Source organism: Ferroplasma sp. (assembly GCF_031200575.1).
Taxonomy (GTDB): domain Archaea; phylum Thermoplasmatota; class Thermoplasmata; order Thermoplasmatales; family Thermoplasmataceae; genus Ferroplasma.
In genome coordinates this window covers 1297058-1311353 of record NZ_CP133597.1, presented here as the reverse complement: position 1 = coordinate 1311353, position 14296 = coordinate 1297058, and the positions used below count along the sequence as shown (strand labels likewise).

Below are 14296 nucleotides of genomic sequence, written 5' to 3'. Positions count from 1 at the left end.
AATATTTTTATATATTTGTTATATGATACATAATGGAATTTGCTGAGATAAACCGGGAGCTCACAAAATATTTTGAGCTGAAAATTGAACTTAATGCGTTGCCCCTGGCAATCAGTGGCGGATTAGATTTAGAAGCTCCATGTTCGATAACCCGGGACGAGGATGAACTTTTTATGACAATTTGCATTCCTAAAATTACCGGTTATGAAAAACTCGTCCCATTCTTTCCACTTTTAGGTGTTGATGAACGCCAGCTTTATTATACATCTAGAAAAAAGATAGTAAATGAAAGTATAGCCGATCTTATCCGAAAATTGGACAGCATAACCGGACTGGAAATCCCATATACCAAAGTTGAAGGGAAATATCTTGTATTAATCGGATTCATGCATGAAAGCTCTACAATGGCATTTTCTGACCTTCTTTCAGAATATCTTCCTATAAAGGGCGTGGTAGCCAAGGTAACATTACGTCCAACCAGCGGTTTTCTTGATTACATGGAAGACTGGTGCGTTAATCTGAAATCCATTGTTATCAGCCTTCCAATTTCTGTATTCGGGAATTACCGGGTGGTGAAGGCACTTAAAAACACCGGTGCCATTGGCCAGTTTATTGATAATTATCCCAATAATGGGCAATTCCGCCTTCTTATTTTTGCAAATAAAGATATGAAGGAATTTGATGGCATGGAGGAATTGTCCGGTGATGATCACATATACTTAACAAGAACTGATGAAGACATTCTGCTTTTCCTGGCAAACAAGGCAATGAAAAAGAATATCTCATGGAATTTTCTTTTTATGTATGCAGATGATGATAAACTGTATATGAATTTTATACTTCCGGACTTCAGGGCAAAGGAATATTTCAATCTTATAGTTGATACGGAAATGGATTTAAAGCACCTGGACTGGGTAACTCTTGAATATTACGGAGATGCTGTAAATAAGGAGCCTAGGAACTTGCTTCTGGATCGTGAATATACCAAAAATTAAATACCTGTAAAAGAGCACGATAGATTAATTTTATATTATTCTACATATTAACCTTTTTAAATGAATTTAGATAAAAGCATATCAACTGCTTCAAGATGGACAAGAACTGATACGTGGGCGTTTATTTCCTTTTCCATGGGTATGTTTCTTGAATCCTATATATTCGGAATGGCTTCAGTGGCAACAACATGGGTAACAATTCCACCAGATTTCACTGCAATACTGCTTTCATGGTCGCCTCTGTGGCTCATAATAGGAATCGCTGTTGCCGGGCCTGTATCGGACCGTATCGGAAGAAAGGATGTGTTCTATATCACCATGGCAATGTACGGTGTAGGTGCAATTGGCATAACGCTAAGCTATTCTTTCTACCTAATATTGATATTCCTTGCAATACTTCTTTTTGCTTCCGGAGGAGAGATGAATACAATCATGGCACTCTCCCAGGAAATTATGCCCAGGCAGCATAGAAGCTCTACCATGCTCCTGGAACTGAACTTCATACCTCTTGGCGGCCTGGTGCTGGCAGGCGTTGCCTTTTCTACAGCATATGGGTCAGTATTTTTCCAGAGGATCATGATTGCCGGAACTATTGTCATAGTCCTCATAGTACTGTTAGCATCGAGGCGTTATTTGCCGGAAAGTTTCCTGTGGCTTGCAAGTATGGGGCATGAGAAACAGGCAAAGGCTGACGCAATCAAATATTACGGGGAGGATCGATTTTCACAGAGCATTGGGAACATTTCAAAGAAATCAGAAAAAGATGAGCTTGATAGAACGAAACATTTCTGGCTGAAGTTCTTTGCAACCCTTACCACTGCATTTGCAGGGACAACAGGTTTCGGGCTTATAGCCTATGAGCTCGGGCCCATTATATTTCCTAATCTAACCGACCTTATACTGCTTGTATCCAGCGTGGCAGCCTTTGTGGTTGGATTTATTGGGCTTTTCGGGGAAAGGGTAAGCAGGAAGAAGATGCTTCTCTATGGAAACGTTGGGGCACTTGTCCTCACACTTATCACATATGAAACCATAGGTACCTGGTCTAAATATATTATTATGTTCTGGATGCTGGTTATTGCATTGAATGCCTTTGTCCAGCTGGGATATTTAGCAGAAGATACCCTGAAATCAGAGGTATGGGCTACAAAATCAAGGGGCACCCTTACAGCGCTGGTGCGTTTTCTGGGTATTGGGCTCTATATTCCAACAATATATATTACATATACATACAGCCTGGACCAGTACATGCTTTTCAACATTTTCGTCTGGGTCATAGGATCAGCAGGGGCAATAACGTGGTACATACTTGGAAAGGAAACGGGACTTGGAATTACGGTTGAAAACGCAGACTGGTAGGCATAACTCTAATTATGCCTTTCCGGGCATTTTAGGATTTCATGTGCCCAGAAATCAATCCGGGGAAATATTATATTGTATTTATTGTATACTGATGATATGGATATAAAGATTGGAATAATCGGCGGTATGGGCCCAAAAGCAACAAATCAGTTTCTGGACAGGCTGACAGAACTAACTGATGCTGATAATGATCAGGAACACGTCAGGTACATCCTTTATAATGACCCTGAAATTCCAAACAGGATTGATGCATACTTTAATAATGGTGAAAGCCCGGTGAACTCAATTAATCGTGGCATTGATTTCATGGAAAAAAATGGTATACAGACAGTTGGAATACCATGCAATACTGTCCATATCTGGTTTGACCAGTTCCACAGAGGAATAAACGTTCTGAACATGATCGACCTGACAGTTAGTGCCGTTCTGGAATCAGGCTATAAGAGGCCAGGAATACTGGCAACAACTGCCACTATAGAATCCGGGCTATATATCAGGGATCTAAAAAAGGCAGGAATAAACACCATTATCCCGGAGGACGAGGATTCTGTCATGAGGGCTGTTCAGCACGTGAAGCTTGGAAGTATTTCCGAGGGAAAAGCAGTTCTTTTGCCAGTTATAAAGGAACTTGAAAACAGGGGCGTTGATTCCCTTATTCTGGCCTGCACCGAGATACCTGTCATACTTGGCAGTAATGATACGGGTCTTCCACTTATTGACTCGGACAGGCTTCTGGCAGAGAGATTAATTATAGCAGCCGGTAAAAAGGTTAAAAATAGGTATTAATCCGGCAAAGTTTTTTTAACCATAAGAAAATATTAAATTATGTTGAAAGAATTTCCAAAGAAAGGGATTGATTCAGAAAAAATACACGATATTCTCGACTCCTATGGAGAGGGTGACATTAAAAATAGCAGGGGAAGGCTGTTTACATACTTTTATGATCCCGGCATCAAAGAATTGGAAAACTTTCAGGACATCTTCCTAAAATTTTCTAACAGAAATGGAATGGATTACCATGCTTTTCCAAGTACTTTGAAACTGGAAAATGATGTTGTGGCAATGATGGGTTCACTGCTACATGGAGAGGATAATGTTTCTGGTACCTTTACAACAGGTGGAACAGAGAGCATCATACTGGCAATGAAGGCAGCAAGGGATACGTTTCTGGAAAAGCATAAGGGCATTCCTGAGGTGATACTTCCGGTAACTGCCCATCCATCATTCAGCAAGGCTGCAGAATATCTCGGCCTGAAGGAAATACGGGTAAATGTGGATCAGAATTACCTGGCAGATGTTTATGCCATGGAAAGAAAGATAAATGATAATACCGCCATGATAGTTGGATCTGCACCATCATTTCCATACGGGACAATAGATCCAATAAAAAAACTTTCTGATCTGGCACTCCAGCATAATTTATGGCTTCATGTTGATGCATGTGTCGGTGGCATGATACTTCCATTCCTGAAGGAGAATGGAAAGAGTATTCCAGATTACGATTTTAGGCTGCCAGGCGTAATTTCCATGTCAGTTGACCTCCATAAATATGGATTCACCCCCAAGGGATCATCAGTGGTAATGTACAGAAACGAATCATACCGGCGCCACCAGATATATGTTAATGCACGGTGGCCCGGATACCCAATGTCCAACGCAGGCATGCAGGCCACAAAATCGGCAGGGCCACTGGCTGGAACATGGGCAATACTCAATTATTTAGGATTTGACGGATATACTAGGCTGGCAAAAAAAACCCTAGACGCATACGAAACCATAAGGGCCGGAATAGAGAAAATCGGGTACAGGATAACAGGAAAGCCAGATGCAACAATATTCGCCTTCCAGGATGATAACAACAGCATATTCCAGACAGGGGTAAAGATGATAGAGCATGGGTGGTACCCGCAGGTGCAGCCGTCAAACAAAAATCTCGGGCTTCCCTCAACAATACACCTTAATATATGCCCGGTCCATGTGGATGTTGCAGGGGAATTTCTTGAAGATCTCAAGCAAATTCACAATAAGGTTGGTTCAGACGAAGAGGCCAGGGACATGGCCATCAACTCTAAGGAGAAGACGGCCGATTATCTGGTCAGTATGGTCCGCAGCAATCCAGATAAAAAAACCCTGTTTTTCCATATGCTTTACCAGTTAAGCCCTGAGAAAGGTGAGCAAATATTCAGGGAAATTACGGACATGGATTTCCATGCCTCCCATAATTAATATTTATAAAGATCAGATGAGAGATATTTTAATCCGGAATCCGGCAGCACTGTTACCACAATGGATCCCCTTCTCATTGTATCATCCAGTTTCATTGCTGCGGCTACATTCGCTCCTCCGGAATATCCGGTAAATATGCCCTCTGTAGCAGCCATGTGCCTTGCGGCAAATATGGCCTCCTCATCTGAGACGCTGAGATAGCCATCAACAAGTGATTCATCCCAGTACGGTGGTTTTATGGCATGCCCACCTCCCTGTATTTTGTGCCTGGTTGTTATAACTGGCTTCCCTGCCAGGAACTGTGCAGATTCTGGCTCAACAGGATAGCATTTAATATCGCTCCTGAATTTTTTTAATGCACTGGATATTCCAACAAAAGTTCCCCCTGTGCCAACATATGCCACAAAAGCATCTATGTTTCCGTCTGTCTGGCTGATAACTTCATTCCCGGTGGTATACTCATGGACAAGATAATTTACCGGATTGATATACTGATTGGGCCTGTATGCATGCAGCTTTTCAGTGAGCTCCTCAGTTTTCTTTTCAACTGCTTCATTGTCCTTCCTGGACACAGTATTCGGCTCCTCGCCAGGCTGTTGCGGCACTATCACAACCTCAGCTCCCAATGCCTTTAACATCTGTGATTTCTCAACCGTGTTACCGGCAGACATCACTGCCATAAATCTGTAACCTTTTACGGCACATGCTATGGCCAGACCGGTACCTGTATTCCCGGAGGTCTTGGCTATTACATAATCTCCTTTCTTTATTATACCCTTCCGCTCTGCATCCTCTATCATTCCTATTGCTATTCTATCCTTGATACTGAAACTGGGATTGTAATACTCCAGTTTCACATAAATTTCTATGTTTTTGCAGCCCGTCCTGTTCAATTTCACCATGGGTGTATTACCAATGGCACTCAGGATGCTTGCCTTCACATCATACATGTAAATCAATATTTCTATGCAGATTTAGTATTTAATAACTACCTTGAAATTTTTCCGCATATATATTGCTAACACAAATAAAGAAATAAATTGAAATTCTGGTCACTCATAGCTTTTATTGCCGTATAAACCCATATTATAAATATAAGAGTAGGATATTAAAGATTTTGAAACTTTAAATGTTGCCCCAACTTTTGTGGTGTTTTATAAGGAGTATTGATCTCATCATAATCAAATCCTTTTTCTAATAAATATTGAAATTTTTGACAAATTCGCATTGTTTTTTTATCAATTGCTAAAGTATCTTTAAAATATTTTTTAGCAAAAATTGTTAAAGTATTGATACACATCATCTCTGTCAACGTTACCTTACTGTTAATTAAAAGGTACAACTTTATTACATTATCTTACCGGATTAAATTTATTATTTATATCTATTCTAGATGATATATTTTTTCTATATATTACTCTATTATTTATACATATATAAATTCTTATCCCTTTTGTGCATAATAAATATTTAAACTTACCATTTAAAATTAACAAATATTTATATATGATTAATAGATGTTTTTATATGAATAACGTACATAGCAAACCTAGGTTGATGAAAAACGCTCTTGGGTTCTGGGCCATTGTAGGTCAAACTATAGCTTTCACTGCCCCCCTAGCATCTATAGTAACATCTTTAACTGGGGCGGCATTCTATGCAAAGGGAGCATTGCCCCTGGCTATTTTGATATCTGTAATAAGTGGGATTATATGGGTTAACACTCCGTACCAGTATTCCTCAAAAATGGCCAGTGCGGGTGGCTTTTATGCATTTACCAGCCGGGCTATTGGGAGAAAATATGGGATGTTTGATGGCTTGATCTATCTATTATTTGAATATACAATATTGGCCAATACAACACTGTTTTTTGCAGGTGTTTTGATTCCCAGCATATTTTCTACATACTTTGGAATTGCCTTGCCCACATATTTCTGGATTCCCATATTAATTGTATTTGTAACCATATTCACCATGCTGCCATATCTTGGAGTGAAGCCTTCAGTCAAGTATTCACTTTTTGGAGCGCTTCTGGAAATAACCTTCATCCTCGTTCTCGGGATTTCCATCATTGTTATATCTGGCCCACGGAATACTACCGCAGTGTTTCTGCCCAATATCTCTGGTGGCATTGCGCCTCTTTTCGAAGGGATTGTACTGGGGACATTTCTAATGACAGGTGCCTCAGGTGCAGTGTATCTTGGTGAGGAAACAAAAATGCCCAGAAAAAATATCAAAAAAGCGATGATTTTAAGTTTCGTTATCACTGGAGCACTTTTTCTCATGATATCCTATGCATTTACAATTGGATGGGGACCTTCCAGGATGGGTGACTTCGCATCCAAACTCGTTCCCGGGCTTATACTGGCCAATGAATATCTGGGTTTTCCCGTACTCCTTATTATGGTAGCACTACTCTTCAACAGTATCTTTGTTTCCATGGTATCGCCGCTTAACGTTCTGGGAAGAATGGGCTACTCATTTTCAGAAGATCATGTATTTGCAAAATGGTTTTCAAAGATACACCCGAAATACAAAACTCCATCCAATACAATTCTTTTCATGGGTTTCACCAGTATTATAGCCAGTGTTGTAGCCGGAGTAATACTTGGTCCCTTTTATGGATATATATTCCTGATTACCATAGCAAGTCTTGCACTGTTTTTCGGTCATATAATGAGTGACTTTGCCCTTCCATTCTTTTTCAGGGCAATGCATGAATTCAAATATACATGGCATCTAATACTTCCCTCAATCTCCCTTATTATACTTGTTTTTGGTATATACTATAGCATATACCCACCTTCATTTCCATACATCCAGGCCACTGTAACCATGGTAATATTGCTGGCCATAATGGCAATTTTTATAGTTACCAGGAGAAAAGTAATAAAAACTGCAACAGCTACATAAAAATAAAATTAATTTAGAAATCCCATATTTTTCAGGATAACATATCCAGCAGCAACATCCTCCAGCCCGATTCCCATGGATTTAAAAATTGTTTTTTTACCTGAATATTTCTCCTTATTTATTATATAATCCTTGAGTTCAACAATCTTACTTTTATTCTCTATTCCCATAATCTCAGAGGATTCCTTCAATGCCTGATCATGGTTTTCCACTATCACAACGTCTGATTTATCAAGCACATCCGGCGCAGCCTCCCTTCTTATGGGAAAGTTGGACCCAGCCAGATTTATGTGGTACTCATCTGGCAGCTGGGAATAGTTGAATATTGGTGTATTGCTGTTTGTTATGGTTGTAATGACATCGGACTCTTTTAGAACTTCAAGGTTTTCTGCCTGCTGAATTCCGAATATATCGGCAAACTTCTTTGAATGTTCCGGATTCCTGGAATACACAAATGCATTGTCCAGATTAAACATCTCTTTCATCCCAAGGAACTGTGACTCTGCCTGGAATCCAGATCCAATGAGGGTAAAATTAATAGATTTTTTCCTTACAATTTCTGATGTGGCCATAGCTGTAAGTGCTCCTGTTCGTATCTGTCCCAGAGCATTCGCCTCAATTAGGTAAAGGTCTTGAGGCCTTTCTGTATTGAATATTAATACTGTAAAATGAATTCCCTTAGGCCCTGAATAATATGTTTTCAGCCCTGCAAGGTGCCTTTCAGCGTAATAACCTGGCATGGTATTCAAAATATTTTTATCTACAATTATGCGATCCCTGGGATGTGTATCGGAAAGGCCTTCGCCATATGACATGAATGCCTTTCTTAGTTCCTCGATGCATTCTTTCATATTTAAACTGGATTTTACATCATGCTCACTAACATATGTTATCATGATAAAACCATTGTTCTAAACGTTATAATGCTTTTGGTATTGTCATAATAAAAAGAAATAACTTTTGTTAGAGAATTTGGATAACAAAGAATTTATAATATTATTAAATAATATTATATGGCATTCAGGGCTGTATTTATAAGGCCCAGCAACCGTACAGGGTCTGCCTATTTGAGCAAATGGGGTTTTTTGCCTGCTCCGCTAGGGCTGCTGGCTCTTGCTGGTGAAATTAAGAGAATAAAAGATAGCCAGGTCAAAATAATTGATATGGAGGCTGAAAGCATATCCCTTGATGATGCAATAAAGATGGCTGTTGAATACAAGCCTGATCTTGTTGGCATTACACTCCATGCCACTGCTGCCCATAACAATGCGGGATATATTGCACGTGGGATAAAAAAACTCAAACCTGATACAGTGCTCGTAGCAGGGGGGCATCATGCCACATTCCTGCCAGAAGAACTGATAAATGCTGGTTTTGATATCTCTGTTCTGGGGGAGGGCGATGAAACAATATACGATATTGCAAATTCAATTATTGATGGAACCGGATTTGATGGGATAAATGGCATAGTTTATAAATCTGATTCGGGAATAAAAAGAACAAAGCCAAGGAAACTGATTTCCGATCTTGATACACTTCCATTACCGCCACTGGAACTCCTTGACCCCTCAAAGTATACGTTCAAGGTTTTTGGCAGGGAAGATCGGGTTATGTGCTTGGAAACATCCCGTGGGTGTCCCTATGGCTGTGATTTCTGCTCAGTCACACCCACATGGGGCAATACATGGAGAAATAAATCCAATGAAAGAATTGTGCAGGAAATGGAGCGTGCACGTGACGCAGGCTATAACTGGATATTCTTCACAGATGATATATTCATAGTAGAGCCTAATGTAAAGCACAGGAACGAACTTTTTGACATGATCCTGGAGAAAAGACTCAATACATCCTGGATAGTCCAGATGCGTGTTGATGTAACATCCAGGCATCCTGATCTTATTGAAAAAGCCGCAAAAGCAGGAATGAGCATATCCTTCCTTGGTGTTGAATCCGGAAGCCCGGAAATTTTGAAAAAAATGCATAAAGGGGAATTTACCCCACAATCGGTAAGTGCCGTAAGGGTGCTTTCCACAAATGGAATCGTCGTAATTGTTGGAATGATGGTTGGGGCACCCTATGAAAGATACAAGGACCTGAGGACAACAGTTAAATTCTCCAGGGAGCTTGCCAGGGCAGGGGCTGACGCACTGCAATTTTCAATTTACACACCGCTCCCCGGGACGAGAATATTTGATGAGGCCCTGGATAGCAAATCACTATTTACACTGGACTGGGATAGGTATGATGTTCTGACACCTGTCATGAAAACACGTGTGGGGCCGGTTCTGGATCAGATAGTGCAGTTCTATGCATCATATTCTTTTTATATTTACAAGTTCATGCGTGGGAAGCTTCTTGGACTCCAGTTATCAGGGAAAAAGAAAAAGCTAATAGACACAGGAACGAAATTTATTATGGAAATGATGCCTGACTACCTGAAAAGCATTGCAGGGTTTCCAAGGCATTTACTGGAGACCTACGATATGTACTGGAAGGCAAAGAGCAACGGCTTTATAGGCCGTGAGGGGCACGAGGACATATCAGAAAACTCCAATAAAATAATTTATGATTTGGGAAAGAAGAAAAACGTCTATTATATGATTAAAAGATAATTTATATATTTATTATTGATGAATTTTATGACTTATTTGCCAGTATCTTCCTGACCGTTTCAATTATGTCATTTTCAGAATATCCCATGGCCAGGGCCTCGTTTACAACCTCTGCTTCCTTTTCCATGAGCTTATTTACTGAACCGGGCTGCTTTTTCCCTACCACGATGTATCTCCTGTTCTTTCCGCTGGCTATAATTCCGTTCTCCCTTAATCTCTGGTATGCCTGGTTTACTGTATGGAAATTTATGCCCAGGGTTCCGGCCATAACCCTAGATGAGGGTAGCGAATCTCCCCTTTCCAGGTTCCCTGAAGTAATATTCTGAACTATCTGATTATATAGCTGCATGTATATTGCGTCATGGGAGTTTCTATCAAGGCTTATCTCCAGATTTTTTGACATATGTTCTATATATTCTATAATAATATAAATAGTTAATCACACCGTTTTGCATTTTGAGTCCGGAATGCCATGGAAACCTCAGGCATGAAAGGCATATCAACTCATCTCGGACTTATGGGACCTCCGGATGGGGACCCCGGCTGCCTGGGCTTAAACAGTATTCTAAGGACACCGTTGCTTCTTCCACCGCCCTCAACTTCCTTTAATCCACGGAACAGGAATGAGGAAAGAAACCTTCCAGAGAACACTATAAGATAGGAGAAGGTAAGGGCAAGCCTGAGAGGGAAGAAATCTATAAAAAGTGAAAGGAGATAACCGCCTGTTAGTGCACCGGTGAAGTAAATTGCTCCATTAAAACCGTTGAGAATGGATATATACTCTGCCCTGTGACCCTCCGGTACAACGTCCAGTGTGTATGATGTAAGAATTGTGTTCTGTATGGATCCCAGAAATCCGCTGTATATTTCAATAATTATGAAAAATGGGAGTGTGTCAAAAAATGCATACATCAGTGGTATGCCGCTCAGCATGATTTTATTCAGGAAAATCAGTGGCACCCTGTTCACATTATCAATAAATTTCGCAATAAAATATTGTGTAATAAGTGCAGAACCGATTGAGGCAATGGTGAGCAGTGCCACAACTTTCAGGGAAAAGTGCATTACTGTCACAATGGTAATAGGGAACATGGGCCATGCCAGTGACCAGAAGAATGACTGCACATTGGTTGCCATGAAATACTTATAAAACCTGTTATTGCTCTTCAGTGTTTTCAGGGTACCAAGGAGGTTCTTGCTCATAATAGATTCACTTCTTTTTTCCGTGAGCAGGAATCCTATTACAGCCGATGCAATATAGGAAATGGATGCAGCAGTAAAGGGAATAATAATGCCCTTTCTGGAATCGCTGTCAAGTAAGAAGAACATGGCTATCAGTGATATCACTGTACCAAGAGAGGCAATGTTAGTTATAATTGCAAGGAAGTGCCCCCTTTTCTGAGCAATATTGTCAGCAATAAATGAGTACCAGTTAACAGTAATCATTGCAGAAAATAGAGATATAAGTGCGTATAAAATTATTAAATCTACAGGATTATATGAGTATGGCAGCATATACCACAGAGCAGCAAGGATAATGCTTCCCGCTACCAGAAAAGGCGTGCGCCTTCCGACTCTATCGCTGATCCTTCCCCAGAGTATCTGCCCCAAATTGCTCAAAGAGTTAGATGATGACTGTAGCCAGCCCATTTCCACTGCAGAGGCCCCTATCATCACTGCAAACACTCCTACAAAGGAGGCTGCAGCCGTAGCACCGGCTGCTATTATAAAAGACCTCAGGGCTATGAGTTTTCTATTATTCATCTATCATCTTTATAGCGCAATTTATTGAAAGCCAGTATTTAACCTTATCAATGGGATGACATCAATAATATAGTTGTAACACGAGAACGAGATGTGCAGACTTACCATGGAAAACAAGTTTCATGTCTGCTAATTGAGAAAAGGATATTGCAGGAAGAAAATAAATAAAAAATTATACATGATTGCAGGAATAACTGTTGTTTTCATAGTTTTATATCTATATTTTTGATAAACGGGATGTCTATTTTTTCATTCTATCATTAACAGTCTTTCATTTTAATAAATGAAATGGTCTATGCATTCCTTTCTCCACAGTGCCAAATAAATTTATACTACAAATCAGGCTGAAAAGTTAGACTTAAGATGATACCGCCAGGAAAACTTATTCCAATATCCAAATAAAGAGCCCCCATCTTTTTTGCAATTGCATCCAGATCCTTCTTCTCCTTCTTGAACCATTGGCCCAAAGAATCAACAATATCCGGGCGCTTTGTTATTATAGAATTTACAAAATTATTGAGTTTGATAATTTTGAAATATGCATCGTAAGGCTTCATATCACGGTCTACACTTATTTTCATTTCATCATAAAGTTTCTCCATAAACTCTCCCAGCTCTGCGTAATCCTGCATAAAATCTGTTTCTATTGCATTACCTGCACTCCACTTTTTATATAAATCTTGTAGCATAATAATCTAAAGCATCATTTTATAAATATATTTAGCCCATTAACAAAAAGTGATCAGCCTACATAGTATCATCTATGGCGAAAGTAGGATACGTGCTTTTGGGTTAAATTAATTATTCTATGTCATATTAACCAATATGGCAAATGCAGTTTTAGTTCACGGTGGTGCAGGTAGCCCGGATTCCATGAGCAGCGTACTTGATGATATCCTTAAAGATCTTAAATTTGAAAATAGTGCGCTAAATATGGCCATAGGCCCGGTAGTGTCAATGGAGAATAATCCACTATTCAACGCAGGCACAGGTTCAGTTCCCAGAATTGATGGAAGCATTCAGATGGATGCCGCTGTAATGTCTGGCAAAGACTTCGGTTCAGTAATATGTATAGAAAATGTAAAAAATCCAGTCCTTGTTGCAAGGGATGTAATGGTTAAAAGTCCACATATAATGCTTTCAGGCGATGGCGCAACAGAATTTGCAAGGGAAATGGGGTATGAATATTATAATCCGGCTACTGAGAGAAGCATTGAAAGACTACAAAAATTTAAGGAGGAAACTGCCAGAAATGGTATGCCTGATAAGTTCAAATTTCTTGAAAAGAAATCTGAGGATACTGTAGGTGCAGTTTCCAGAGTAAATGGGAAATTCGCTGCTGCTGTTTCAACAGGTGGCTCATTTCCCATGCTCAGGGGAAGGGTTGGTGATTCTCCCATAATAGGTGCAGGCATATATGCCGGAGAAAAAGGCGCAGTGGTTGCAACCGGAATAGGAGAGGAAATAGCGCGAAATCTTCTGTCCTACCGCATATACTCACAGATTGGAAATGAAAGCCTTAATAGTATAGTAAAGAGGGAGGTAGATTCCTTTACAGTAAGCTGCGGTATAATTGCAATTACAGAAAATGAATATATCTCATATTCAAACACAAGTATGGCATATGCATACAGGGAATTCCAATGAATTAACAGTAATTGATGATGACTAAAATATCCCGTTTGATTGCATAAAAACTCATAACATTATATATCAAACCAATATTTTACAGGTTTAATAACTGTCACAATTCTGGAATCGTCATGAACCGATATGAATCCCCTGACTACAAGTCCTTTCATGAGAGCAGAACCCAGTGCTCCGCCGAGATGAAATTCCTTTTCCGTGAGATCCCTGCATCCGTAGGCAAAAATTCGCCCATGTTTCTTTTTTGCCGGTATTTTAACTCCGAGCCTTATCATGTTGATTTCCCCAATATCCGTTAAATCATACTCCGGTTTATCATTTATCTGTTTAAGCCAGTTATTTGATAATAATGTTTTCAGAAGCATCACACCTGTGAGTCCTGCAAGGTGGTCATAACATCTCCTGCATTCAGAAAAAGAAACATTATTTTTTGAGTTTTTTGTTGTTATAGATATTTTATGATTTCCAGCCATGTCATCTAAATATGTTGTCAGAAACTCGACCTGCTCCGGGATGATCTTATAAAATACTTCTCTGCCAAACGGCAGTTCATTGACAAAGCCATACTCCAGCAATATTTTTAAATGGCCGGATACCAGTGGCTGTGGACTGTTCAATAATTCTGAGATGCCCTTAACAGTTTTCGTGCCTCTGGAAAGAATTCTTATTATTTCCAGCCTTATCGGACTGGACAGGCAGTAAAATAACCTATCTATCCTGATTTTAGCGTTTTGTTGCAAATTATTATTGTTGAAACCTGGCATTGATTATTGTATT

Annotated in this window: 13 protein-coding genes; 7 read left to right on the top strand and 6 right to left on the bottom strand. The window is 39.7% G+C overall.

The window, feature by feature from the left end:
* Nucleotides 1–32: 32 nt before the first annotated feature.
* From RE471_RS07075 to RE471_RS07060, 4 genes are all read left to right on the top strand, one after another.
* Entirely contained in the window at nt 33–995 is a 963-nt protein-coding gene (locus RE471_RS07075; protein ID WP_309214124.1) for a hypothetical protein, read from the top strand.
* A 60-nt stretch (nt 996–1055) separates the two neighbouring features.
* Complete coding sequence (locus RE471_RS07070; RefSeq protein WP_309214123.1) at nt 1056–2354, top strand: MFS transporter; 1299 nt, start codon at nt 1056–1058, stop codon at nt 2352–2354.
* A gap of 99 nt (nt 2355–2453) precedes the next feature.
* On the top strand, nt 2454–3143 hold the full coding sequence (locus tag RE471_RS07065) for an amino acid racemase (protein WP_309214121.1): 690 nt from the start codon (nt 2454–2456) through the stop codon (nt 3141–3143).
* A 39-nt stretch (nt 3144–3182) separates the two neighbouring features.
* Nucleotides 3183–4583, top strand: coding sequence for an aspartate aminotransferase family protein (locus tag RE471_RS07060; protein WP_309214120.1), 1401 nt, complete (start codon nt 3183–3185; stop codon nt 4581–4583).
* On the opposite strand, the gene RE471_RS07055 is transcribed toward RE471_RS07060, so the two are convergent.
* Nucleotides 4580–5533 carry a cysteine synthase family protein gene (locus tag RE471_RS07055; RefSeq protein WP_309214118.1) on the bottom strand — a complete coding sequence of 318 codons (954 nt, stop codon included), beginning with the start codon at nt 5531–5533 and terminating at the stop codon, nt 4580–4582. The two genes, RE471_RS07060 and RE471_RS07055, sit on opposite strands and share 4 nt — an antisense overlap.
* Nucleotides 5534–6110: 577 nt before the next feature.
* Between RE471_RS07055 and RE471_RS07050 the strand changes: the two genes are divergently transcribed.
* The gene (locus RE471_RS07050; protein ID WP_309214117.1) at nt 6111–7496 is read left to right on the top strand and encodes an APC family permease; all 1386 of its coding nucleotides are present in this window, start codon (nt 6111–6113) and stop codon (nt 7494–7496) included.
* 8 nt (nt 7497–7504) lie between these two features.
* Here RE471_RS07050 and RE471_RS07045 read toward each other — a convergent pair whose 3' ends face one another.
* Nucleotides 7505–8392, bottom strand: a complete 888-nt coding sequence (locus tag RE471_RS07045) for an ornithine cyclodeaminase (protein ID WP_309214116.1) — start codon at nt 8390–8392, stop codon at nt 7505–7507.
* Between the two features lie 117 nt (nt 8393–8509).
* Here RE471_RS07045 and RE471_RS07040 point away from each other — a divergent pair, with 117 nt between their 5' ends.
* Nucleotides 8510–10108: a B12-binding domain-containing radical SAM protein gene (locus RE471_RS07040; RefSeq protein ID WP_309214115.1), complete on the top strand. Its 1599-nt coding sequence runs from the start codon at nt 8510–8512 to the stop codon at nt 10106–10108.
* A gap of 25 nt (nt 10109–10133) precedes the next feature.
* Here the strand turns inward: RE471_RS07040 and RE471_RS07035 are convergent, their stop codons facing one another.
* From RE471_RS07035 to RE471_RS07025, 3 genes are all read right to left on the bottom strand, one after another.
* Nucleotides 10134–10511 carry a GntR family transcriptional regulator gene (locus RE471_RS07035; protein ID WP_309214114.1) on the bottom strand — a complete coding sequence of 126 codons (378 nt, stop codon included), beginning with the start codon at nt 10509–10511 and terminating at the stop codon, nt 10134–10136.
* Between the two features lie 101 nt (nt 10512–10612).
* The gene (locus RE471_RS07030) at nt 10613–11872 is read right to left on the bottom strand and encodes an MFS transporter (RefSeq protein ID WP_309214113.1); all 1260 of its coding nucleotides are present in this window, start codon (nt 11870–11872) and stop codon (nt 10613–10615) included.
* A 332-nt stretch (nt 11873–12204) separates the two neighbouring features.
* Complete coding sequence (locus RE471_RS07025) at nt 12205–12561, bottom strand: hypothetical protein (protein WP_309214112.1); 357 nt, start codon at nt 12559–12561, stop codon at nt 12205–12207.
* 136 nt (nt 12562–12697) lie between these two features.
* On the opposite strand from RE471_RS07025, the gene RE471_RS07020 reads away from it, so the two are divergent.
* Nucleotides 12698–13519, top strand: coding sequence for an isoaspartyl peptidase/L-asparaginase (locus tag RE471_RS07020; protein ID WP_309214111.1), 822 nt, complete (start codon nt 12698–12700; stop codon nt 13517–13519).
* A gap of 59 nt (nt 13520–13578) precedes the next feature.
* Here the strand turns inward: RE471_RS07020 and RE471_RS07015 are convergent, their stop codons facing one another.
* Nucleotides 13579–14283 (bottom strand): metalloregulator ArsR/SmtB family transcription factor, encoded by a 705-nt coding sequence (locus RE471_RS07015; protein WP_309214110.1) that lies wholly within the window; start codon nt 14281–14283, stop codon nt 13579–13581.
* Nucleotides 14284–14296 lie beyond the last annotated feature (13 nt).

Excerpts from the sequence above, each read along its gene's own strand:
- RE471_RS07060 (WP_309214120.1), top strand. The coding sequence starts at position 3,183 with ATGTTGAAAGAATTTCCAAAGAAAGGGATTGATTCAGAAAAAATACAC.
- RE471_RS07020 (WP_309214111.1), top strand. The coding sequence starts at position 12,698 with ATGGCAAATGCAGTTTTAGTTCACGGTGGTGCAGGTAGCCCGGATTCC.
- RE471_RS07075 (WP_309214124.1), top strand. The coding sequence starts at position 33 with ATGGAATTTGCTGAGATAAACCGGGAGCTCACAAAATATTTTGAGCTG.
- RE471_RS07035 (WP_309214114.1), bottom strand. The coding sequence starts at position 10,511 with ATGTCAAAAAATCTGGAGATAAGCCTTGATAGAAACTCCCATGACGCA.
- RE471_RS07070 (WP_309214123.1), top strand. The coding sequence starts at position 1,056 with ATGAATTTAGATAAAAGCATATCAACTGCTTCAAGATGGACAAGAACT.
- RE471_RS07040 (WP_309214115.1), top strand. The coding sequence starts at position 8,510 with ATGGCATTCAGGGCTGTATTTATAAGGCCCAGCAACCGTACAGGGTCT.
- RE471_RS07025 (WP_309214112.1), bottom strand. The coding sequence starts at position 12,561 with ATGCTACAAGATTTATATAAAAAGTGGAGTGCAGGTAATGCAATAGAA.
- RE471_RS07045 (WP_309214116.1), bottom strand. The coding sequence starts at position 8,392 with ATGATAACATATGTTAGTGAGCATGATGTAAAATCCAGTTTAAATATG.
- RE471_RS07050 (WP_309214117.1), top strand. The coding sequence starts at position 6,111 with ATGAATAACGTACATAGCAAACCTAGGTTGATGAAAAACGCTCTTGGG.
- RE471_RS07065 (WP_309214121.1), top strand. The coding sequence starts at position 2,454 with ATGGATATAAAGATTGGAATAATCGGCGGTATGGGCCCAAAAGCAACA.
- RE471_RS07015 (WP_309214110.1), bottom strand. The coding sequence starts at position 14,283 with ATGCCAGGTTTCAACAATAATAATTTGCAACAAAACGCTAAAATCAGG.
- RE471_RS07055 (WP_309214118.1), bottom strand. The coding sequence starts at position 5,533 with ATGTATGATGTGAAGGCAAGCATCCTGAGTGCCATTGGTAATACACCC.
- RE471_RS07030 (WP_309214113.1), bottom strand. The coding sequence starts at position 11,872 with ATGAATAATAGAAAACTCATAGCCCTGAGGTCTTTTATAATAGCAGCC.